Source organism: Citrobacter sp. ABFQG (genome assembly GCF_004322975.1).
Lineage (GTDB): Bacteria > Pseudomonadota > Gammaproteobacteria > Enterobacterales > Enterobacteriaceae > Citrobacter > Citrobacter freundii.
Window position 1 is genome coordinate 76,137 of the sequence record NZ_CP036435.1, and the last position, 23,116, is coordinate 99,252.

Below are 23,116 nucleotides of genomic sequence, written 5' to 3' on the forward strand. Positions count from 1 at the left end.
TTTATTTCTGCAATTCCATACGTTTAATGTCACCGACAATAAACAGGTAGCAAACCATTGCCATCAGCGCCGAACACCCTACAAACATCAGCGCAGCATTAAATGAGTGCAGCTCGCTCACCAGATAACCAATCACCAGCGGGGTGACGATAGAGGCTACGTTGCCAAATACGTTAAATACCCCACCGCACAGACCAACGATTTCTTTCGGCGCGGTATCGGAAATCACCGGCCAACCCAGCGCGCCGAAGCCTTTGCCGAAGAACGCCAGCGCCATCAGCGCAACCACCAGAGTGGTGTTATCGGTGTAGTTACACAGAATAATGGTCGACGCGAGCAACATTCCGAGCACAATCGGCAGCTTACGTGCCAGGGTGATGCTGAAGCCACGTTTAATCAGATAATCAGAGAACACACCGCCGAGCACGCCACCGGCAAATCCGCACAGCGCAGGAATCGACGCCACCAGACCGACTTTCAGGATCGACATGCCTTTTTCCTGTACCAGGTAAATCGGGAACCAGGTAAGGAAAAACCAGGTGATAGTGTTGATAAAATACTGTCCGAAGAACACGCCAAGCATCATGCGGTTTGTCAGCAACTGCTTGATATAATGCAGTTTAGGACCACCTGATTTCACATCGCCGGGCTTTTTATGGTCCATATCCACGACCGCGCCGTTTTCAGAGATAAACTTCAGCTCTTCCTGCGACATACGCGGGTGATCGGTTGGGTTATGAATAAACTTTACCCACAGGCCGGTGAGCACAAAACCGATAACGCCCATCACGGTAAATACGTGCTCCCAGCCCCAGGCAAAGGTCAGCCAGCCCAGCAGCGGCGAAAACAGCGCCAGAGAGAAATATTGTGCGGAGTTAAAAATCGCAGATGCCGTACCGCGCTCTTTCGTCGGGAACCAGGCCGCCACAATACGGGCGTTCGCCGGGAAGGACGGCGCTTCCGAGAAGCCCAGCATAAAGCGCATGATGAACATTGAAATACCCGCCCAAGCCAGCGGGAACATGTCGACAAAACCCTGCAGAAAAGTAAACAGCGACCAGAAGAACAGACTGTAAGTGTAGACTTTCTTCGAACCGAACTTATCCAGCAGCCAGCCGCCAGGGATTTGCATCAACAGGTAAGCCCAACCGAAGGCGGAGAAAATGTAACCCATTGAGATGGCACTGAGCTGCAACTCTTTCGCCACTTCCGTGCCGGCAATAGATAGCGTGGCACGGTCCGCATAGTTAACGGCGGTAACAATAAATATTATTAGCAATATTAAGTAACGGGTGTGCGTACCTTTCTTTTTCTCGACAACTGTATCCAGTATCATTCTAATTACCTCGGGTACATAAAAGTTTTTATTATTATTTGGCAGATATCCCTGGTGATAAATTACCGATAATAAAAACTTATAATAATTTATCAGACGCTATGAAACCGTGATTTAGTATAATCAGCAGTGCAACGTTAATCATTGTGCATGCGCTCATTAAATATGCGTTATGGAAATAATGTTTTGGGCATATGCACACATGCATGGGCGCTAATCCACACATTTACGTATTGCTACCCCTGCTGGTGCGGTCTTGCTGAGTTTAAGTGATCATTGTCACATTCTTCACGATAAACTCCTGACATTCTTATTTCACGATACCGAATCTTTATTACTGAAAATGAGATTCAAAATATAAATATCCACACTATTATCACCACTTGTTGGAGAATACTGGACAATGGCCGACATCGAAATTAGACAAGAATCGCCAACGGCGTTTTATATTAAAGTTCACGAAACAGATAATGTGGCGATAATTGTCAATGACAATGGTCTGAAAGCCGGAACGCGTTTTCCGGACGGACTGGAACTCATTGAACATATTCCCCAGGGTCATAAAGTGGCGCTATTGGATATTCCTGCTCATGGCGAAATCGTGCGTTATGGCGAAGTGATAGGCTATGCCATTCGCGACATCCCACGCGGCAGCTGGATTGATGAATCAATGGTTGAGCTGCCCAAGGCTCCGCCGCTGGAGACGCTGCCGTTGGCAACTAAAGTGCCTGAGCCGCTGCCGCCTCTCGAGGGTTATACCTTCGAAGGTTACCGCAATGCTGACGGTAGCGTTGGCACCAAGAATCTGCTCGGCATCTCCACCAGCGTGCACTGCGTGGCGGGCGTGGTGGACTATGTGGTGAAAATCATTGAACGCGATCTGCTGCCCAAATACCCGAATGTTGACGGTGTGGTGGGGCTCAATCATCTGTACGGTTGCGGCGTGGCGATTAACGCTCCAGCCGCCATCGTGCCCATTCGAACTATTCATAATATTGCGCTGAACCCTAACTTTGGCGGTGAGGTAATGGTCATTGGCCTCGGCTGTGAAAAACTGCAGCCAGAGCGCCTGCTGGAAGGTACGCACGATGTAAAAAGCATTCCGGTCGACAGCGCCAGCATCGTCAGCCTGCAGGATGAAAAACACGTCGGCTTTCAATCAATGGTTGCCGATATTTTGCAAGTGGCCGAACGCCATCTGGCAAAGCTCAATCAGCGCCAGCGTGAAACCTGCCCGGCATCAGAACTGGTGGTCGGCATGCAGTGCGGCGGCAGCGATGCGTTTTCCGGCGTGACGGCCAATCCAGCGGTAGGTTATGCTTCCGACCTGTTAGTGCGCTGCGGCGCCACCGTGATGTTCTCCGAAGTCACCGAAGTGCGCGATGCCATCCACCTTCTGACCCCGCGCGCGATTAACGAAGAGGTGGGTAAACGCCTGCTCGAAGAGATGGCCTGGTACGATAACTACCTGGATATGGGCAAGACTGACCGGAGCGCCAACCCATCACCGGGCAACAAGAAAGGCGGTCTGGCAAACGTGGTGGAAAAAGCACTGGGTTCTATTGCGAAGTCGGGCAAGAGCGCGATTGTCGAAGTCTTGTCGCCGGGCCAGCGTCCAACCAAACGTGGCCTGATTTACGCTGCCACCCCCGCCAGCGATTTTGTCTGCGGTACGCAACAGGTTGCTTCCGGGATCACAGTACAAGTCTTTACCACCGGTCGCGGTACGCCGTACGGCCTGATGGCCGTGCCGGTGATAAAAATGGCGACGCGTACTGAGCTGGCCAATCGTTGGTTTGACCTGATGGACATCAACGCCGGTACCATCGCTACCGGAGAAGAAACCATTGAAGACGTGGGTCTGAAACTGTTCGAGTTTATTCTCGACGTCGCCAGCGGACGTAAGAAAACCTTCTCAGATCAGTGGGGACTGCATAACCAGCTGGCGGTGTTTAACCCGGCGCCAGTGACCTGATTATCGAAACGAAAGCCAACGAAAAAACGGGGATTTGTCCCCGTTTTTAATGTCGATGCTTCAACAAATAAAGTGATAACGTTCGCATTTTAAGAGGTTTTTTTAAACATCTGTTTTTTTCGATTCAAACCTGCCAAATGAACCTAACGATATGAAATTAAAAGAAATAATACCACCATTGTTTTACGTTATATTTTCGTTTTGATAAAAGAGAAACCTACCGAAAGACGACCTTGTTTTAATGCGATAATCCCCTCTTTTTTACTGCTTTGACTTTCTCCGGTGTAAAACAGATTATTCATAGGCTGCTGTAATTTACCTCATAAGCATTCTGACCTGAATAAAGAGGGAAGTTATGTATACCCTGAATAAAAATAATGTCGCATTGGCTTGTCTTATTTCCTGTTTACTGGCAACTCCTGTCTTCGCGAGTGCTGAAGGCCAGTCGGACGCAAAGCCTGTTAAATTACGCTACACGTTATGGGACCGCAATCAACTCCCTGGCGAACAACAGCTCGTTAATGAATTTGAAAAAGACAACCCCGGAATTAAGGTCGAAATTGAACTAACTCCTTATGACCAGTATTTTATCAAACTCAGTTCAGCAGTCGGTGGAAATGTAGCACCGGATGTATTCTGGATGAACATGCCTAATTTCCAGCAATATGTGAAAAATGGCATGCTGGAACCACTGAGTAATTATCTGAAAGATAAATCAGCGCCGAAACTGGATGATTTTGTTAAAAGCTCAGTCGATGCCTACCAATACCAGTCGCAACAATATGCCATCCCAAGGGATATTGATGCAATTGCCGTCTGGTACAATAAAAAAATGTTCGATCAGGCTGGTGTGAGCTATCCCGATAAAAACTGGACATGGGACGATTTAAAACAAAAATCAGAGCAGTTGCGTAAAGGGCTGGATAAACAGTCTTATCCACTGGCAATGGAATTCAGCAGCGGACAGGATAGTTACTTTAACCTGCTATTACAGGCCGGGGATAAGATTGTACTACCTGAGGGCAAAACGGATGTTGCCAATGACAAAGCTATCGCCGTCTATCGCGATGTTCAAGGCATGCTGAACGCGGGACTAATCCAACCGCCAGGCGAGATGGAAGCCTCAGACGTCTTCCAGTCAAACCGGGTAGCCATGGTCTACGCAGGCTCATGGTGGGCATTACCCTTCTCTCAAAATGAGCTGATTAAGGATCACATCGGCGTAGTGCCAATGCCAAAAATGGCAGAGCAGGCAGGTGTATCCCATAGTCTGGCATTTGCTATGTCAGCCAAAAGTCAGCATAAAGATGCGGCGTGGAAGTTCATTGAATTCATGAGCTCTGAGCATGCGCAGCAGACTCTGGCGACGGGAAAAGTCGTGATCCCGGCTAACCAAAAAGTGGCCAAAGAGTGGGCTGAAGGCTTTAAGGATATTGATGTTTCAGCCTATATCGATTCGTTGGCTTTCTCACATAAATATCCAACCGCAGGCTCCAATACCGCTAAGTGGAATAGCATCCTGAATGATGGCTTGAAAAAAGTGTGGACGGGTACTGACCCAGAGAAAGTCATGCCTGGTGTTGCTAAACGCGTTGAACGAGAAATGCAGAAATAATCCTGAGGGAGCCATGCTCCCTCTCGCTTTCGCCCGCGCAATATATTTTGGTTGCACAGTGAGCATCCCGGAGTCTGTATGAGCTATTCAGATGAAGCTGCATCCCCACAATTACCGGCCAGAGAGGCGCAAAAAAAATCCCTGACCAAGCTGGAAAAAGAAGAACGCTTCTGGGGATGGATAATGATTATGCCGTTACTGGCGGGGTTAATTGTTTTTTACTTTACTCCATTCTTCCAAAACGTTTTTTATAGTTTCACCGACCTGGGCGAGTTTCAGATCTGGACGACGATCAGCTTAGATAACTATATTAATTTATTCAGCGATGATGAGTTTCGTTCAGCAATATATAACACCTTGGCCTATGTTTTTATTTGCGTACCGATAATCACCGTTTTGTCATTACTGCTCGCAATTGGCCTGAATCAGGCGATTCGCGGTCAGTGGTTGTTTCGCACGCTATTATTTCTGCCCGCTGTCACTATGCCTGCGGCCATTGCTATGGTCTGGCAGTGGTTGATGAACCGAAACTTCGGCTTAATTAATCAGATCCTGGCCTTTTTCGATCTTCCGGCCATCGGTTGGTTATCCGATCCCGATGTCGTCCGCCTGAGCGCCTCGTTGGTTATCATCTGGTCGGCTATTGCGCTGAAGATGATCATTCTGCTCGCTGGATTACAGGGGATCCCCAAACAAATTTATGAAGCGATGTCGCTGGATGGCATCAGCAAATTGCGTGGGTTCTGGTCTATTACCTTACCGCTAATGATCCCCACGCTGTTTTTCGTACTGGTGATCTCTTTTATCGAAACGCTGCAAATTTTCGATGTGGTTTATCTGCTGTTTGGCAGTTCATCCATGGTGGACGATCAGACGATGACTATCGCCTATCTCTTCTATAAATACGCCTTTATCTACCATGAAAAAGGGTATGCCTCAGCGATCGCCGTGGTGATTTTCGTTATCACGATGGTCCTGACGCTGCTGCAAATATGGATTGGTAAACGACTTAAAGCACAGTGAGGCAACCACGATGTTCATGACTAAACGTGAAAAATGGCTAATTTACGGCTTGATGATCCTCGCGACGCTGGTAACTGTGGTTCCCTTCATCTGGATGATCATCACCTCTTTTAAAACCCAGGCAGAAAGCATCGCCTTTCCGCCGATCCTGCTACCTGCCAACCCAGGGTTTCAGGCTTACGGTAAAATCTTGCATGAAATGCCTTTTGGTAGCTTTTACTTTAACTCGATCGTCTCCACGCTGGTCATCGTCATTTTGCAGACGCTGATTGCGGCAATGGCAGCGTACGGTTTCTCCCGACTGCGTTTTAAAGGGCGAGATGTCCTGTTTATGCTGTGTATTTCAATTCTGATGGTGCCCGGTCAGATCTTTTTAATCCCACAGTTTTTAACCGTTGAAAAAATCGGTTTGCTGAACTCAATTCCTGGACTGGTGCTACCGGGTTTATTCAGCATATATAGCGCCTTTTTATTGCGTCAGTTTTTTCTGTCAGTACCTAAAGAACTGGAAGAGGCAGCCATTATGGATGGGTATAACCATCTGACTATTTTCTTCAAAATTATGCTGCCATTAATTAAACCAGGGCTGATTGCCTGCGTCATTATTAACGGATTGTGGAGCTGGAATAACTTAATGTGGCCGCTGATCGTCAACACCTCCATGGATAAAATGACATTACCGGTGGGGTTAGCCTCACTTTCCGGACGCTCAGGCGTGGAATATCCGATGTTAATGGCGGGCGCATTGCTGGCGATTATCCCGATGTTGTTACTTTATATCTTCTTCCAGCGCTATTTTATTCGCGGCATCGCTGGTGCCGGAATTAAAGGATAAGGGGCAGTGTTATGTCAGGTATTCAATTACAGGCAGTAAGCAAAGTCTATCCCAATGGCTTTCAGGCGATCCATGGCGTTGATCTTGAAATCCACGATGGCGAATTCATGGTGTTTGTCGGGCCATCAGGCTGCGCCAAATCAACGCTGCTGCGCATGATTGCAGGTCTGGAAGATATCACTCATGGTCATATCGCAATCGGAGAGAAGTGCGTCAACGACCTGCTACCAAAGGAGCGAGGCGTTGCCATGGTCTTCCAGAATTATGCCCTCTATCCCCACATGACGATTTATAAAAATATGGCATTCAGTCTGTTAGGGAAAATGAGCAAAGAAGAGATTGATATCCGCGTACGGGAAGCTGCACACAAGCTGGAAATAGAGACATTACTCGATAAAAAGCCCGGCCAACTTTCGGGCGGTCAATGTCAGCGCGTTGCCGTTGGCAGGGCCATCGTGCGTAAGCCAGACGTTTTTTTGTTTGATGAGCCGCTTTCCAACCTGGATGCAAAGCTGCGTGTTTCAATGCGCGTGCGGCTGACAGAACTGCATCGACAACTGCGTCAAGAAGGCGTGAGCGCAACCATGGTGTACGTCACGCACGATCAGATTGAAGCAATGACGATGGGAGACAGGATTTGCGTCCTTAATGGCGGTCGTATTATGCAGGTGGATACCCCAGGAAATATCTACCATCACCCCAGGAATAAATTTGTTGCTGGTTTTATTGGTAATCCGGCAATGAATATTATGCTGCTTGATATTGAACCCGGCACTCGTGGTCTGCGCCTGGCTGAAAATTTAATCCTGCCATTAAATACACGCTTGAGTAACCTACTGGAGCAATACCCGCACTCCAGCGTCTGGTTCGGCATCCGGTCAGAGGCCATTCAGTTAGCCTCGCAGCATGACGTCTCTGCGTTCGATGCGCACATTACCAACGTAGAAAGGATGGGCAACGAAGACCTTCTGCATTTTAATATTGGTGAGCAACATATGATCTTACGTATTAACTCTTCACCCGACTGGGCCCCTCTTCCCGGCGAATCTATCAAAGTGAAATTTAATCTGGAAGCCGCCTTTTTGTTTGATAAAAAACATGAAGAAAATTTGGCCTGACCGTTATTCAGGCTAAGTGAAAAATGAGAGGTTTATATGTGTGCGAATAAAGTGACCGTATTAGTGGTAGGGGCTGGTGCGCGCGGAGAAATATATGCTCGCTATGCGCTTGAACATCCAGACAGAATGCAGGTAGTAGGCGTTGCTGAGCCCAGAGAGGCGTATCGCCAGCAGTTTGTCGCACAGCATAAGATTGCTCCAAATAACGTATTTTGCGACTGGCAAGAGGCTGCGGCCCAACCCAAAATGGCCGACGTAGTACTTATTTGCACACAGGATAATATGCACAAAGATCCTGCCGTGGCGTTTGCCAATCTCGGCTATCACATTCTGCTGGAAAAACCGCTCGCCCCTACGCCAGAAGATTGCCGGATCATTATTGATGCGGTTAAACGCAACAACGTATTACTGGCCGTCGCGCACGTCCTGCGGTACACCCGCTATACGCAAAAGCTGAAATCACTGCTTGATGATGGCGTAATTGGCGATATTGTCAGCATGCAGCATCTCGAACCCGTAGGTTACTGGCATCAGGCGCACTCGTTTGTACGTGGTAACTGGCGCAATGAAGCAGAATCGTCATTTATGTTATTACAGAAATCCTGTCATGATTTGGACTGGATCCGCTACATCATGGGCGACAACTGCAAGGACGTAGGATCATTTGGCAGCCTGAGCCACTTTGTGAAAGAGAATCAGCCTGCTGGCGCCGCCGACCGCTGCCTTGATTGTCAGGTTGAAGCAACCTGCCCCTGGTCTGCCTGCAAAATTTATCTGGGTGAAAACCACAAATGCACTCCCCACTTCCGTCGGGTGCTGACTGCAGATCCCAGCGAAGAAAATGTCCGCCAGGCGCTGCGCGATGGGCCTTATGGTCGCTGCGTTTATCGTTGTGATAATGATGTGGTGGATCATCAGGTTGTTAACTTACGTTTTGCCCACCAGCAGACAGTGACCTTTACCATGACCGCGTTTACCAAAATGGAAGATCGAAAAACGCGCCTGTTTGGCACCAGAGGTTATCTGGAAGGTGATGGCGAGCAGATCCGGGTGTTTGATTTCCTGACAGACAAAGAAACTGTGCATCAGATCGAGGAGATCGCCGCTGGAACACAAACCCAGATGGGGGGACATGGTGGTGGCGATTACTACCTGATGGATCGCTTTATCCATGCAGTGATGGCCAACGATCAAAATATGATCCTTTCTGGCCCGGATGAGTCACTGGAAAGTCACTTAATGGTCTTTGCCGCAGAACGCGCTCGCAAGGAAAACAGTCTGGTTACGCTGTGAAGCCGGAGGAGATGAGGCATGTTTTACGGTGTTGATATTGGTGGAACCAAAACTGAAATTGTCGCTTTTGATAAGGAAATGCAGGTTTGCTGGCGCAAGCGCGTCGCCACGCCAGTCCAGGATTATGAACTCTTTCTTTCGACCTTTACTTCACTTATTGATACCGCCGACTGGGCGACTGGAACGCAAGGAAAAATTGGCATCGGCATGCCCGGTCTTATGGACAGACATACCGGAAAATTACTGTCATCTAACGTGCCTTGCCTTACTGGACGCCTGGTGATGAACGATCTGGCCCACCGCCTCAATCGTTCGGTTGAGCTGGACAATGACTGCTGCTGCTTTGCGCTCTCGGAAGCCCATACCCAGCAGGCTCGCCAGTTCTCCAGAATTTTTGGTGCCATTATTGGCACCGGCATGGGTGGAGGGTTAGTCATTGACGGTCAGCTGTATAGGGGTCGCAACCGAATGGCCAGTGAGTTTGGCCATTTACCGCTTCCGGCAACGTTTATGCGTCGTTATCATTTACCGGAACTGAAGTGCGGTTGTGGCTTACAAGGGTGTCTGGAACGCTATCAATCCGGCCCCGGTTTACTGTGGCTCCACAAACACTTCAGCGGAGAACAACTCAAAATGGAGACCCTGCTGGAGCATTATCGTCATGGCAATGCCAGCGCCGTTACTACCATAGAAGCATGGATTGATATGTTGGGTTGTACGCTGGCGCAATTGCAGTTGATTCTGGATGTCGATGCTTTTGTTCTCGGCGGTGGGGTTTCCAACATCGAAGAAATTTATACGTTGCTGCCGCAGGCCATGTCACGTTATTTGTTCCCGGGATTAGAACCTGCCCGCGTATTCCCGGCCATCCATGGCTCATCCAGCGGGGTTCGCGGTGCCGCATTGCTGCTGGTTGAACAGGGTACGCAGACCCACTAAAAAACTGCTGGCGGGGGAAACTCGCCAGCAGTTTCAGTTATTCATCCGCAATCACCACATCCACCCCAAGCTGGATTAACGTCCGGTGGTAATTTTCTGGGATCCCGCTGTCGGTAATCACCCGGTCAATCCCGCTGATTTCGCTAATCATACAGAAACTTTTGCGGCCAAACTTGCTGGAGTCAGCGACTACCGTGACCTCCTGCGCAACTTCACACATTACCTGATTCAGATGTGCTTCTCCCGGATGTGGCGTGGTAATTCCCGCTTCCAGGCAGAATCCGTCAACGCCTAAGAAAAGCTTATCAAACCGGTATTGTCTAAGCTGGTGTTCTGCTGAAGGGCCATACAATGAATAGACGCTTTGCCTGACATTCCCTCCCAGAATCATGACGTCTACGCGCTCAAAATTCGCCAGTTCCCATGCAATGTTGAGCGCATTGGTCATCACCACCAGATCGCGGCGATTTTTTAACATGGGAGGAATGAGCGTGGTGGTCGAACCGGAATCGAGGATTAACGTGTCACCATCTTTCACAAAGCTGGCCGCTTTTTCGGCAATACGCGTTTTCACATCGCGATTCAGTCGGTCCTTATCCTGCAAAGGCCGGTCAAGGGCAAAGTGCTGATTGAGAACCGCCCCGCCGTAGGAGCGCATGACACATCCCTTCTGTTCCAGATAACGTAAGTCGTTGCGGATCGTAACCGATGACACACCAAAATGGACGCTCAGTGGCTCGACACGAACGCTACCCTGATCGCATAGCAGATCAATTATTTGCTCGCGACGTCTTAAGTTATCCAGCATTTCTATTGCTCCATCAAATATTCATGTTGTTTTGTTTTAGCGCTTTAGCACTTTCGTTTTCTTTTGAATATATTACATCAGAAGCAATAAGGTGAATTTGTGCGCACTGGCCCAGCGTTGAATTTAACAAAAATTGACTATTTTCTTTCGTTTTAGCAAATCGAAACGAAGAAAACCGAAAAAATGAAAAGGTTAAAAGCGAGTAAGATGCGAGAAAGAGACGGGAAGCATGCAAAAAAACGAAAGCGAGCTACTAAAAAAGCTCGCTTATGGTTTGTTTTTGTTTAATTGAAAGGGATCACATTTTTGAATTTTAGAGCGGGACTACTCAACAATGATCACTTCAACACCGCTGCGGCGTAGTTCCTGCAAGCTCTCCTCTGGGATGCCTTCATCAACAATGATGGTGTGGATCCTCTGGGTATCAATAATCTTATGCAGGCTGGAGCGGTTAAACTTCGTCGAGTCGGTAACGACAATGATACGTTCAGCCACTTCACACATCCGGCGGTTGAGACGCGCCTCATCTTCGTTGTGCGTGCTAACACCACGCTCTAAATCGATAGCATCAACGCCAAGAAACAGCATGTCGAAGTGATAATTTTGTAGCGACTGCTCAGCCTGATCGCCATAAAACGATTGTGACTGACGACGCAAATGACCGCCGGTCATCAGCAGCTCAACCCCTTCGGCTTCCAGTAGCGCATTGGCGACATTCATGCCGTTGGTCATAGCAATGACATTGGTATGCTGGCGCATTAGGCGGGCAATTTCATAGGTCGTGGTGCCGGAGTCAAGAATCACGCGGTGTCCCGGTTGAATTAACTCTGCGGCGGCTCTGGCAATACTGCGTTTTACTGCCGTATTAAGTGAACTCTTATCTTCTACAGAAGGCTCCACAACAGGCGCATTGCTCTCGCATATTAGCGCTCCGCCATAGGCACGTACAGCAATCCCCTGCTTTTCCAGAAAGGCGAGGTCGTTGCGAATAGTGACCGTGGAGACGCCAAAAAATAAGGAAAGATCGTTAACCTGAACGCTTCCCTGCTGCCGTAACCGCTGGATGATCTGCTCACGTCTTTCGCTGGTGCCAATAACGCGCTTGTCTGCAGAGGACTCGGTGTTACTCATAAGAAATCCTTTAGTTAAACCTTTCGTTTTATTTCGTTTTGTCTATTAACGCCTTTCTTTTGCGCGAATGCAAGCCCCGCAAGCAGGGAAGAGCCGGACGAACTTACGCTGAAACCTTTCATTGTGTTTCTTTTGTGAAACAGATCGGAAAACTATTATCTTTCGTTTTATTTTTATAACACCATGATGCAGTATTAAATGAAACAAAACGAAAGATTGATGTCGCAGTAATCTGACCTGGAGAGGAAAGTGAAACATCTAACTAAAATGGTCGAGCAGCATAAACGGGGGAAGGCAAACGGGATTTATGCCGTTTGTTCCGCGCATCCAATCGTATTGGAAGCCGCAATACGCTACGCCCATGCATACCATACACCGCTGTTGATCGAAGCAACCTCTAATCAGGTTGACCAGTTTGGCGGCTATACGGGTATGACACCAGCCGATTTTCGCAGTTTTGTCTGCCGTTTAGCCGACTCGCTTGATTTTTCTCAGGATATGCTGATTCTCGGCGGAGACCATCTCGGGCCAAACCGTTGGCAAAATCTGCCTGCGGAACAGGCAATGGCCAATGCAGACGATCTGATCAAGAGCTATGTCGCCGCAGGCTTTAAAAAAATCCACCTCGATTGCAGCATGTCTTGTGCTAACGACCCGGTTCCACTGACGGATGAAATTGTCGCTGAGCGCACCGCACGTCTGGCAAAAGTCGCCGAAGAAACCTGTATGGCACATTTTGGCGAGTCTGACCTGGTCTATGTGATTGGCACAGAAGTGCCGGTTCCAGGTGGCGCTCACGAAACGTTAACCGACCTGGCGGTAACAACGCCCGATGCCGCACGCGCAACGCTTCAGGCTCACTATCACGCCTTTGAAAAGCACGGTCTGGAAGGTATCTGGCCGCGTATTATCGCCCTGGTGGTGCAACCTGGCGTTGAATTCGACCACACACACATCATTGATTATCAACCACAGAAAGCTGTGGCACTCAGCAAAATGGTGGAAGACTACGACACACTCGTGTTTGAAGCGCATTCTACCGATTACCAAACGCCACAGTCCTTGCGCCAACTGGTGATAGATCACTTCGCTATCCTGAAAGTGGGACCTGCGCTGACCTTCGCTCTGCGCGAAGCGCTGTTTTCATTAGCCGCCATTGAAGAAGAATTACTGCCTGCAAAAGCTTGTTCAGGCCTACGACATGTGCTGGAAAGCGTGATGCTTGATCGCCCAGAGTACTGGCAGAGCCACTATCACGGTGATGGCAACGCACGCCGTCTGGCTCGCGGATACAGCTACTCCGATCGGGTTCGTTACTACTGGCCGGACAGCCAGATTGATGAAGCATTCGAACGTCTGGTACGTAACCTGGCGGATGACCCCATTCCACTGCCGCTGATTAGCCAGTATTTACCCTTGCAGTACGTAAAAGTGCGCGAGGGAGATCTCAGCGCCACGCCGCGAGAACTCATCATTAACCATATTCAGGACATACTGCAGCAATATCACTGCGCCTGCTTGGGTGCTCCAGCTCGTAACGCATAACAAAAAAGAGAAAAATACCATGCCAAACATTGTATTAAGTCGCATTGATGAACGTCTGATTCACGGTCAGGTCGGTGTGCAATGGGTCGGGTTTGCGGGGGCAAACCTGGTGCTGGTCGCTAATGATGAGGTGGCTGAAGATCCAGTGCAGCAAAACCTGATGGAAATGGTACTTGCAGAAGGGATCGCCGTACGTTTCTGGTCACTACAAAAGGTGATCGACAATATTCACCGTGCCGCCGATCGCCAGAAAATTCTGCTGGTCTGCAAATCGCCTGCGGATTTCTTCCGTCTGGTCGAAGGCGGTGTTCCTGTTAACCGTATCAACGTTGGCAATATGCACTACGCCAACGGCAAACAACAAATCGCCAAAACGGTTTCTGTAGACGCTGCCGATATTACGGCGTTCAACGGGCTCAAAGCCGCTGGAGTGGAATGCTTCGTTCAGGGCGTTCCAACAGAACCCGCCCAGGACCTCTATAAACTTCTCTGAGGGATTCACAATGGAAATCAGTCTGTTGCAGGCTTTTGCGTTGGGTATTCTCGCCTTTATTGCAGGCCTGGATATGTTCAACGGGTTAACGCACATGCACCGCCCGGTTGTTCTCGGGCCGCTGGTCGGCCTGATTCTGGGCGATCTGCATACCGGTATTTTAACAGGTGGTACGCTGGAACTGGTGTGGATGGGTCTGGCCCCACTGGCAGGAGCTCAGCCGCCAAACGTGATTATCGGCACTATCGTGGGAACCACGTTTGCCATAACGACCGGAGTGAAACCTGAAGTTGCCGTAGGTGTGGCGGTACCGTTCGCCGTAGCAGTACAGATGGGGATTACCTTCCTGTTCTCTGTGATGTCCGGGGTGATGGCTCGCTGCGATCGCATGGCAGCGAATGCCGATACAGCCGGGATTGAGCGGGTCAACTATCTGGCGTTGCTCGCGCTGGGGACCTTCTACTTTTTATGCGCGTTCCTGCCAATTTACTTTGGCGCGGAACATGCCAAAACCGCGATAGATGTTCTGCCGACGCGTCTGATTGACGGCCTCGGCGTGGCAGGCGGCATCATGCCAGCTATCGGCTTCGCCGTACTGCTGAAAATCATGATGAAAAACGTCTATATCCCCTACTTCATCCTGGGTTTTGTCGCCGCAGCCTGGCTCAAACTCCCTGTGCTGGCAATCGCCGCCGCAGCACTGGCAATGGCGCTGATCGATTTTCTGCGTAAATCACCTGAACCTACAGCTCCCGCAGCACAAAAAGAGGAATTCGAAGATGGCATCTAATCAAACGGCTCTGCCGAACGTTTCCGAAACCGAAGAAACGCTGCTGTCCGGCACCAATGAAAACGTCTACGAAGACCAGAATATCGGTGCCGAGCTGACGAAAAAAGATATCAACCGTGTTGCCTGGCGTTCAATGCTGTTGCAGGCCTCTTTTAACTACGAACGTATGCAGGCATCAGGATGGCTGTACGGCCTGTTACCTGCTCTGAAAAAGATCCACACCAATAAGCGCGATCTGGCGCGTTCGATGAAAGGCCATATGGGCTTCTTCAACACGCACCCATTCCTGGTCACGTTTGTTATCGGGATTATCCTGGCGATGGAACGCTCCAAGCAGGATGTGAACAGTATTCAAAGCACCAAGATTGCCGTGGGTGCGCCACTTGGCGGTATCGGTGATGCCATGTTCTGGTTAACGTTACTGCCTATTTGCGGCGGTATCGGGGCCAGCCTGGCGCTGCAAGGCTCTATTCTTGGCGCTGTTGTCTTTATTGTTATGTTCAACGTGGTTCATCTTGGTCTGCGCTTTGGGCTGGCACACTATGCTTATCGAATGGGCGTTGCTGCCATCCCGCTTATTAAAGCTAACACCAAAAAGGTTGGACATGCGGCATCCATCGTTGGGATGACGGTGATCGGCGCGCTGGTAGCGACCTATGTTCGCCTGAGCACTACGCTGGAAATCACTGCTGGCGATGCAGTGGTGAAACTGCAAACAGATGTGATAGACAAGCTGATGCCTGCTTTTTTACCGCTGGTCTACACATTAACCATGTTCTGGCTGGTCCGCCGTGGCTGGAGTCCTCTGCGCCTTATCGCCATTACCGTGGTGCTCGGCGTCGTAGGTAAGTTCTGTCACTTCCTGTAAACATAAGGGGTTGTAGATGTTAGGTATTATTTTGACGGGTCATGGCGGGTTTGCCAGCGGAATGGAAAAAGCGATGAAACAGATTCTGGGTGAACAATCACAGTTCATCGCCATCGACTTTCCGGAAACCTCAACCACCGCCTTACTCACATCGCAGCTTGAACAGGCGGTGAGTGAACTGGATGCGCAGCAAGACATCGTGTTTCTGACAGACCTGTTAGGCGGGACACCATTTCGCGTCGCTTCCACCCTGGCCATGCAAAGGCAAGGCACCGAGGTGATCACTGGCACTAATCTGCAACTACTGCTGGAAATGGTGCTGGAGCGCGATGGCCTGACCAGCGAAGCATTTCGCTTGCAGGCGCTGGAGTGCGGGCATCGTGGTTTAACTAGCCTGGTGGACGAACTGGGACGCTGTCGTGAGGAAAAGCCCGTTGAGGAAGGGATATGAGACAGCTACTTCGCGCCAGACGTCTACTGACCGAACGGGGCTGGCTGGACGATCATCAAATACACATTGAAGACGGCATCATTGCAGAAATAGAGCCAATCCCCTCTGGCGTTATGGTCCACGATGCAGACCTGCTTTGTCCGGCTTACATTGATATCCACGTGCACGGCGGTGCGGGCGTCGATGTGATGGATGAAGCACCAGATACGCTCGACAAACTGGCGATGCACAAAGCACGTGAAGGGGTAGCCAACTGGCTACCCACTACCGTCACCGCTCCACTACCAGATATTCGCAAGGCGCTTGAGCGTATCGCCCATCGTTACCATTCCGGAGGACCCGGCGCACAGGTGCTGGGCAGTTATCTTGAAGGCCCGTACTTTACGCCGCAGAACAAAGGGGCGCACCCGCCTGAGCTTTTCAGGGAACTGGAACTCAGTGAACTGGATGAACTGATTGCGATTTCCCAGCAAACATTGCGCGTCGTTGCGCTGGCACCAGAAAAACCCGGTGCATTACAGGCCATCGAACATCTGAAGCAGCGCAACGTACGGGTGATGCTGGGACACAGCGCTGCTACCTGGGAACAAACCCACGCGGCCTTTGACGCCGGTGCTGACGGACTGGTGCACTGCTATAACGGTATGACCGGCTTACATCATCGGGAGCCAGGAATGGTTGGCGCAGGGTTAACCGACCCTCGCGCCTGGCTGGAACTTATCGCTGACGGACACCATGTCCACCCAGCGGCCATGAAGCTCTGCTGCTGTTGCGCCAAAGACAGGCTGGTGCTGATCACCGATGCCATGCAGGCTGCAGGAATGCCAGACGGGCGATATACGCTCTGCGGTGAGGAAGTGGAAATGCACAGTGGTATTGTGCGTACCGCTTCCGGTGGTCTGGCTGGTAGCACGCTCTCGGTTGATGCCGCCGTACGTAATATGGTCGAGCTCACCGGGATAACGGCAGAAGAGGCAATTCATATGGCCTCTCTCCACCCCGCACGTCTGTTGGGTATCGATCGCCACCTGGGATCGTTAGCAGTGGGAAAACGTGCCGACGCGATCGCGCTTAATAGCGGGCTGCATTTACAACAGATCTGGATTCAGGGTCAGGCTCTCCCCCTTTGACCTTTCATTTTGTCTCGTGTTGGCCTGCGATCTTCGATCGCAAGGCCTTTCTTTTCCTTTCGCTTGAGTAAATACCTAACCATCATTCAACAAGCGTACTTCTTATAGATCAATAAGATAATCGCCACTTTCGTTCTCACGATCACAAATTTCGTTTTATTTCATTTTGGATCATTGCTCTTTCGATTTCTTTCCTATAGATTTTAATCAATCGACAAGATGAACAAGTGAAACGAAACGAAAGATAGCGACATTCTCGCCAGCGTCTTATGTGGAATTTACAAGACTAAGGACTTAAGTTATGCCAGAAACCTATACCCCTGTTACCGCGGTAACGGGCACCTGGACCGAAGAAGAGATCCGTCAACAACCTGCCAGTTGGATCCGTTCCCTTACGAATATCGACAACATTCGCTCTGCCATTGACAGCTTTCTCGCACCATTACTGCGCAAAAACGATCTGCGGATCATACTGACTGGGGCCGGAACATCAGCATTCATTGGCGACATCATCGCCCCCTGGCTGGCAAGCTATACCGGTAAAAACATCAGCGCTGTGCCAACCACCGATCTGGTCACTAATCCGATGGATTACCTGAATCCCGCACATCCGCTGCTGCTCATTTCTTTCGCTCGCTCAGGAAACAGCCCTGAAAGTGTTGCGGCAGTGGAACTGGCTAATCAGTTTGTACCTGAGTGCTATCACCTGCCAATCACCTGCAACGAAGCAGGTAGCCTCTATCAAAACGCAGTCGCAAGCGACAATGCCTTTGCTCTGTTGATGCCCGCAGAGACACATGACCGTGGTTTCGCCATGACCAGCAGCATTACCACCATGATGGCCAGCTGCCTGGCAGTATTCGCCCCGGAAAAAATCAACAGTCAGACCTTCCGCGACGTGGCCGATCGGTGCCAGGCGATTCTGACTTCACTGGGTGATTTCAGCGACGGCGTATTTGGCAATGAACCCTGGAAACGGATCGTTTACCTCGGTAGCGGTGGATTACAGGGAGCTGCGCGGGAATCGGCACTGAAAGTCCTGGAACTGACAGCAGGCAAACTGGCCGCATTCTATGACTCCCCTACAGGCTTTCGTCACGGTCCAAAGTCGCTGGTTGATAATGAAACGCTGGTAGTGGTCTTTGTTTCCAGCCATCCCTATACACGTCAATACGATCTCGATCTGCTGGCAGAGTTACGCCGCGATCGGCAGGCATTGCGGGTTGTCGCGATTGCAGCACAAACCCATGAGGCGATTGAAGCTGGCCCACATATTCTGCTGCCACCAGCACGCTCTTTCATCGATATGGAATTGGCATTCTGCTTCCTGATCTACGCCCAGGTCTTTGCTTTGACGCAATCCATCAATATCGGCAATACACCGGATACGCCTTCTGCCAGCGGCACTGTGAACCGCGTTGTACAGGGCGTTGTTATTCATCCCTGGAACGCCTAAAAGGATCGTTTTATGAGCATTATTTCCACGAAATACCTCCTGCTGGATGCCCAAAAAAAGGGCTATGCCGTACCCGCCTTTAACATTCATAACGCCGAGACGATCCAGGCGATCCTTGAGGTGTGCTATGAAATGCAATCGCCAGTGATCCTTGCCGGAACACCAGGCACCTTTAAGCATATCGCGCTGGAAGAGATCTACGCGCTGTGCAGCGCTTATTCCACCAGCTACGGTATACCGCTGGCGCTGCACCTCGATCACCATGAGTCGCTGGACGATATCCGTCGTAAAGTGAATGCAGGAGTGCGCAGCGCAATGATTGACGGCAGCCACTTTCCATTTGAAGAAAACGTGAAGCTGGTGAAATCCGTTGTGGATTTTTGCCATGCCAAAGATTGCAGCGTGGAAGCTGAGCTGGGTCGCCTCGGTGGCGTAGAAGATGATATGAGCGTGGATGCAGAAAGCGCCTTCCTCACCGATCCCCAAGAAGCTAAACGGTTTGTTGAGCGTACTGGCGTAGATAGCCTTGCTGTTGCCATCGGCACAGCACACGGTTTATATACCAAAACGCCCAAAATCGATTTCCAACGGCTGGGTGAAATTCGTGAAGTGGTGGATATTCCGCTGGTACTACATGGCGCAAGCGATGTTCCTGACGAATACGTCCGCCGCACGATCGAGCTTGGCGTGTGCAAAGTTAACGTCGCTACTGAACTGAAAATCGCTTTTGCCGATGCGGTCAAAGCGTGGTTTGCGGAAAATCCGCAGGGCAACGATCCTCGCTATTACATGCGGGTCGGTATGGATGCGATGAAAGAAGTCGTGCGAAGTAAAATCACTGTATGCGGGTCAGCAAACCGCTTATTAATCAGTGAAACTGCCGCTCAGTCTTAAGCTCTGTGTTAGCTTATGGCCATACCCTTGTCGGTTTGGCCATCAACAATCGGGCTTACTCTCCCTGCTGTTCCAGTGCGTGCTTATACAGTGCATTCTTTTTCACGCCGTGGATTTCAGCGGCCAGCGCGGCGGCCTTTTTCAGCGGCAGTTCTGCCTGTAATAAAGCCAACGTACGCAGCGCATCGGCAGGGAGATCGTCTTCCTGCGCTTTATGCCCTTCGACAATCAGCACCATTTCACCTTTACGACGGTTTTCATCTTCCTTGACCCACGCAAGCAGTTCGCCGACCGGTGCGCCGTGAATGGTTTCCCAGGTTTTGGTCAGCTCGCGCGCCAGCACCACGTAACGGGATTCGCCCCAGACGGCAACCATGTCTTCCAGGCTATCCAGCAAGCGGTGGGTAGATTCATAAAAAATAAGCGTACGCGGCTCTGCCTCAATGGCTTTCATCGCATCACGACGCCCTTTCGATTTGGCAGGCAGAAAACCTTCATAGCAAAAGCGGTCTGAAGGCAAACCAGCAGCGCTTAGGGCAGCAATCGCCGCGCAAGGGCCCGGCAGAGGAACAACGCGGATCCCCGCTTCGCGACAGGTGCGCACCAGATGGTAGCCAGGATCGTTAATCAACGGCGTTCCGGCATCGGAAACCAGCGCAATGTTTTGCCCTTCTTTGAGCTTCGCCACCAGCGTTTCCGCTTTTTGTTGCTCATTGTGATCGTGTAACGCGAACAAACGGGCGTTAATCGCGAAATGTTGTAACAATAATCCTGTATGACGAGTGTCTTCAGCGGCAATCAAATCAACGGCTTGTAAAACTTCGAGCGCTCGTTGGGTAATATCAGCCAAATTTCCTATAGGAGTAGGTACAATAAAGAGTTGGCCTTGAGAATTATCCGCCGATTCGTGTTGTTTCATTGTGTCGTCCGTATTGCCGATTTAATATTGAGCATTGAGTAAAAAAATATCACTGGATACAGTATGGTACCCTCAACATTTTCTCGTTTGAAAGCCGCGCGCGCGCTACCAGTCATTCTGGCAGCACTGATTTTCGCAGGCTGTGGCACCCAGGCGCCAGACCAGAGTGCAGCCCATATGCAGGGCACTGCGCAGGCTGATTCCGGCTTTTATCTGCAACAAATGCAGCAAAGCTCAGATGATAGCAAGACCAACTGGCAATTACTCGCCATTCGTGCACTGCTGAAAGAAGGCAAGAGCCAGCAGGCTAGCGAGCTGTTCAACCAGCTGCCGCAGAAACTAAACGACACTCAGCGTCGTGAGCAGTCTCTGCTGGCCGTCGAGATCAAGCTCGCACAGAAAGATATCGCTGGCGCTCAGGCCCTGCTGGATAAACTCACTCCTGCCGATTTCGATCAAAACCAGCAGGCCAGATACTGGCAGGCGCAAATCGACGTCAACCAGGGTCGTCCATCGTTGACACTACTGCGCGCCCTGATCTCCCAGGAACCGCTGCTGGCCGCGAATGCTAAGCAGAAAAACATCGATGCCACCTGGCAGGCGCTGTCATCCATGACCCAGGAGCAAGCACAGGCACTGGTCATCAATGCGGATGAAAACGTGCTGCAAGGCTGGTTGGATCTCCAGCGCGTCTGGTTCGATAACCGTAACGATCCAGACATGATGAAAGCCGGTATTGCGGACTGGCAGAAACGTTATCCGCAAAACCCGGGCGCAAAAATACTGCCAACGCAGTTGGTTAACGTCCAGAGCTTTAAGCCCGCCTCCACCAGCAAAATTGCGCTGCTGCTGCCGCTGAACGGTCAGGCCGCTGTATTTGGCCGGACTATTCAGCAAGGCTTTGAAGCGGCAAAAAATATGGGTACTCAACCCGTAGCGGCCCCTGCTGTAGCTGCGCCTGCGGTGGATACAACATCTGCGACGACCACAGAACAGCCGCAAACGACTGACGGCGTTGCCAGCCCTTCTCAGGCGTCAGTAAGCGATCTGACCAACGAGACGCCAGCACAGCCAGAAACACCTGCTGCGCAGCCCGCAGCACCCGCTCAGCCAACAACCGCCAGCGCACCGGCGAATCCATCAGCAGAGCTGAAAATCTACGACACTTCATCACAGCCTCTGAACCAAATTCTGACTCAGGTTCAACAGGATGGCGCCAGCATCGTGGTTGGCCCACTGCTGAAGAACAATGTTGAAGAGCTGATGAAAAGCAATACGCCATTAAACGTGCTGGCACTTAATCAGCCGGAGTCGGTGAAAAACCTGCCGAACGTCTGCTACTTCGCTTTGTCGCCAGAAGATGAAGCGCGCGACGCCGCGCGTCACATCCGCGATCAAGGAAAACAGACGCCGCTGTTGTTGATCCCTCGGAGTTCATTAGGCGATCGCGTTGCCAACGCCTTTGCACAGGAATGGCAAAAGCTGGGCGGCGGCGTAGTGTTGCAGCAGAAGTTTGGCTCCACCGCCGAGCTGAAAATGGGCGTCAACGGCGGCTCGGGAATTTCCCTGACGGGCAGCCCGGTGGCCTCCTCTGTACCTGCGCAACCTGGCGTGACGATTGGCGGCCTGACGATTCCGGCTGCGCCCACCGATGCGCAGATCACCGGCGGCAGCGGCCGTGTTGATGCCGTGTATATTCTGGCGACGCCGGAAGAAATTGCCTTTATTAAGCCGATGATCGCTATGCGCAACGGCAGCCAGAGCGGAGCGACGCTGTACGCCAGCTCCCGTAGCGCGCAGGGAACTGCTGGCCCGGATTTCCGTCTGGAGATGGAAGGCTTGCAGTACAGCGAAATACCGATGCTTGCAGGTGCTAACACTCCTCTCATGCAGCAGGCGCTTGGCGCGGTTCGTAACGACTACTCACTGGCACGTATGTATGCGATGGGCGTCGATGCCTGGTCACTTGCCAACCACTTCTCGCAAATGCGTCAGGTACAGGGTTTCGAAATTAACGGCAACACCGGGGCCTTAACCGCAACGCCGGATTGTGTGATTAACAGGAAGTTATCATGGCTCAAATACCAGCAAGGACAAGTCGTCCCCGCCAGTTAACGAGTAAACAGACCGGTGACGCGTGGGAATCCACCGCGCGTGACTGGTTGCAAAGCAAGGGACTGCATTTTATCGCCGCCAACGTGCGTGAACGTGGCGGCGAAATCGACCTGATAATGCGTGAAGGCAGCACCACCGTCTTTGTTGAAGTCCGCTATCGGCGCTCGGCCCAGTTTGGCGGCGCAGCGGCGAGTGTGACCCGGAGCAAACAACACAAATTATTACAGACCGCCCGCTTGTGGCTTGCGCGCCACAATGGGAGTTTTGATACTGTGGATTGCCGGTTCGATGTGTTAGCCTTCACCGGAAATGATGTTGAGTGGTTTAAGGACGCGTTCAACGACCGCTCATAGTTGAAGATTCAGAGCCTGGTTCTTAAGGA

The 23,116-nt window shown here is 50.8% G+C and carries 21 protein-coding genes; 17 read left to right on the forward strand and 4 right to left on the reverse strand.

Annotation, left to right across the window (positions count from 1 at the left end; all coding sequences use genetic code 11):
- Position 1 precedes the first annotated feature (1 nt).
- Entirely contained in the window at positions 2 to 1,336 is a 1,335-nt protein-coding gene (garP, locus tag WN16_RS00360) for a galactarate/glucarate/glycerate transporter GarP (protein WP_003024898.1), read from the reverse strand.
- A 403-nt stretch (positions 1,337 to 1,739) separates the two neighbouring features.
- Here garP and garD point away from each other — a divergent pair, with 403 nt between their 5' ends.
- The 7 genes from garD to WN16_RS00395 all read left to right on the forward strand — a co-directional run bounded on the left by garD (position 1,740) and on the right by WN16_RS00395 (position 10,134).
- Positions 1,740 to 3,311 carry a galactarate dehydratase gene (gene garD, locus WN16_RS00365; protein WP_044701298.1) on the forward strand — a complete coding sequence of 524 codons (1,572 nt, stop codon included), beginning with the start codon at positions 1,740 to 1,742 and terminating at the stop codon, positions 3,309 to 3,311.
- 355 nt (positions 3,312 to 3,666) lie between these two features.
- Positions 3,667 to 4,926: a sugar ABC transporter substrate-binding protein gene (locus tag WN16_RS00370; RefSeq protein ID WP_044701300.1), complete on the forward strand. Its 1,260-nt coding sequence runs from the start codon at positions 3,667 to 3,669 to the stop codon at positions 4,924 to 4,926.
- A 78-nt stretch (positions 4,927 to 5,004) separates the two neighbouring features.
- Positions 5,005 to 5,949 (forward strand): sugar ABC transporter permease, encoded by a 945-nt coding sequence (locus WN16_RS00375; protein ID WP_003840012.1) that lies wholly within the window; start codon positions 5,005 to 5,007, stop codon positions 5,947 to 5,949.
- Positions 5,950 to 5,959: 10 nt separating this feature from the next.
- The gene (locus WN16_RS00380) at positions 5,960 to 6,784 is read left to right on the forward strand and encodes a carbohydrate ABC transporter permease (protein WP_003024907.1); all 825 of its coding nucleotides are present in this window, start codon (positions 5,960 to 5,962) and stop codon (positions 6,782 to 6,784) included.
- 11 nt (positions 6,785 to 6,795) lie between these two features.
- Positions 6,796 to 7,902, forward strand: a complete 1,107-nt coding sequence (gene ugpC, locus WN16_RS00385; RefSeq protein ID WP_044701301.1) for a sn-glycerol-3-phosphate ABC transporter ATP-binding protein UgpC — start codon at positions 6,796 to 6,798, stop codon at positions 7,900 to 7,902.
- A gap of 36 nt (positions 7,903 to 7,938) precedes the next feature.
- The gene (locus WN16_RS00390) at positions 7,939 to 9,195 is read left to right on the forward strand and encodes a Gfo/Idh/MocA family oxidoreductase (protein WP_003840006.1); all 1,257 of its coding nucleotides are present in this window, start codon (positions 7,939 to 7,941) and stop codon (positions 9,193 to 9,195) included.
- 18 nt (positions 9,196 to 9,213) lie between these two features.
- Complete coding sequence (locus tag WN16_RS00395; RefSeq protein WP_044701304.1) at positions 9,214 to 10,134, forward strand: ROK family protein; 921 nt, start codon at positions 9,214 to 9,216, stop codon at positions 10,132 to 10,134.
- Between the two features lie 37 nt (positions 10,135 to 10,171).
- Here the strand turns inward: WN16_RS00395 and agaR are convergent, their stop codons facing one another.
- The gene (agaR, locus tag WN16_RS00400; protein ID WP_003024920.1) at positions 10,172 to 10,942 is read right to left on the reverse strand and encodes a transcriptional repressor AgaR; all 771 of its coding nucleotides are present in this window, start codon (positions 10,940 to 10,942) and stop codon (positions 10,172 to 10,174) included.
- A 324-nt stretch (positions 10,943 to 11,266) separates the two neighbouring features.
- A complete protein-coding gene (locus tag WN16_RS00405; RefSeq protein ID WP_003024922.1) occupies positions 11,267 to 12,073 on the reverse strand; it encodes a DeoR family transcriptional regulator in 807 nt (268 codons plus the stop codon).
- Positions 12,074 to 12,340: 267 nt separating this feature from the next.
- Here WN16_RS00405 and kbaZ point away from each other — a divergent pair, with 267 nt between their 5' ends.
- The 8 genes from kbaZ (at position 12,341) to kbaY (ending at position 19,700) form a co-directional block, all read left to right on the forward strand.
- Entirely contained in the window at positions 12,341 to 13,618 is a 1,278-nt protein-coding gene (gene kbaZ, locus WN16_RS00410; protein WP_044701305.1) for a tagatose-bisphosphate aldolase subunit KbaZ, read from the forward strand.
- Between the two features lie 19 nt (positions 13,619 to 13,637).
- The gene (agaV, locus tag WN16_RS00415; protein ID WP_003024925.1) at positions 13,638 to 14,111 is read left to right on the forward strand and encodes a PTS N-acetylgalactosamine transporter subunit IIB; all 474 of its coding nucleotides are present in this window, start codon (positions 13,638 to 13,640) and stop codon (positions 14,109 to 14,111) included.
- 10 nt (positions 14,112 to 14,121) lie between these two features.
- On the forward strand, positions 14,122 to 14,901 hold the full coding sequence (gene agaW, locus WN16_RS00420; protein WP_003839998.1) for a PTS N-acetylgalactosamine transporter subunit IIC: 780 nt from the start codon (positions 14,122 to 14,124) through the stop codon (positions 14,899 to 14,901).
- Positions 14,891 to 15,769, forward strand: a complete 879-nt coding sequence (agaE, locus tag WN16_RS00425; RefSeq protein ID WP_003024929.1) for a PTS N-acetylgalactosamine transporter subunit IID — start codon at positions 14,891 to 14,893, stop codon at positions 15,767 to 15,769. Before agaW ends, agaE begins: the two co-directional genes overlap by 11 nt.
- A gap of 16 nt (positions 15,770 to 15,785) precedes the next feature.
- Positions 15,786 to 16,220: a PTS galactosamine/N-acetylgalactosamine transporter subunit IIA gene (gene agaF / locus WN16_RS00430; RefSeq protein WP_003024930.1), complete on the forward strand. Its 435-nt coding sequence runs from the start codon at positions 15,786 to 15,788 to the stop codon at positions 16,218 to 16,220.
- Positions 16,217 to 17,350 (forward strand): N-acetylglucosamine-6-phosphate deacetylase, encoded by a 1,134-nt coding sequence (nagA, locus tag WN16_RS00435; protein WP_044701308.1) that lies wholly within the window; start codon positions 16,217 to 16,219, stop codon positions 17,348 to 17,350. The genes agaF and nagA overlap by 4 nt, the downstream gene beginning before the upstream one ends.
- 301 nt (positions 17,351 to 17,651) lie before the next feature.
- On the forward strand, positions 17,652 to 18,806 hold the full coding sequence (locus WN16_RS00440; protein WP_003839993.1) for an AgaS family sugar isomerase: 1,155 nt from the start codon (positions 17,652 to 17,654) through the stop codon (positions 18,804 to 18,806).
- A gap of 12 nt (positions 18,807 to 18,818) precedes the next feature.
- Positions 18,819 to 19,700 carry a tagatose-bisphosphate aldolase subunit KbaY gene (gene kbaY / locus WN16_RS00445; RefSeq protein ID WP_003839989.1) on the forward strand — a complete coding sequence of 294 codons (882 nt, stop codon included), beginning with the start codon at positions 18,819 to 18,821 and terminating at the stop codon, positions 19,698 to 19,700.
- A 55-nt stretch (positions 19,701 to 19,755) separates the two neighbouring features.
- Here kbaY and rsmI read toward each other — a convergent pair whose 3' ends face one another.
- On the reverse strand, positions 19,756 to 20,619 hold the full coding sequence (gene rsmI, locus WN16_RS00450) for a 16S rRNA (cytidine(1402)-2'-O)-methyltransferase (RefSeq protein WP_003024942.1): 864 nt from the start codon (positions 20,617 to 20,619) through the stop codon (positions 19,756 to 19,758).
- A 63-nt stretch (positions 20,620 to 20,682) separates the two neighbouring features.
- Here rsmI and WN16_RS00455 point away from each other — a divergent pair, with 63 nt between their 5' ends.
- Both WN16_RS00455 and WN16_RS00460 read left to right on the forward strand, forming a co-directional pair.
- The gene (locus WN16_RS00455) at positions 20,683 to 22,734 is read left to right on the forward strand and encodes a penicillin-binding protein activator (protein WP_044701309.1); all 2,052 of its coding nucleotides are present in this window, start codon (positions 20,683 to 20,685) and stop codon (positions 22,732 to 22,734) included.
- Positions 22,692 to 23,087, forward strand: coding sequence for a YraN family protein (locus WN16_RS00460; RefSeq protein ID WP_003024946.1), 396 nt, complete (start codon positions 22,692 to 22,694; stop codon positions 23,085 to 23,087). Before WN16_RS00455 ends, WN16_RS00460 begins: the two co-directional genes overlap by 43 nt.
- Positions 23,088 to 23,116 lie beyond the last annotated feature (29 nt).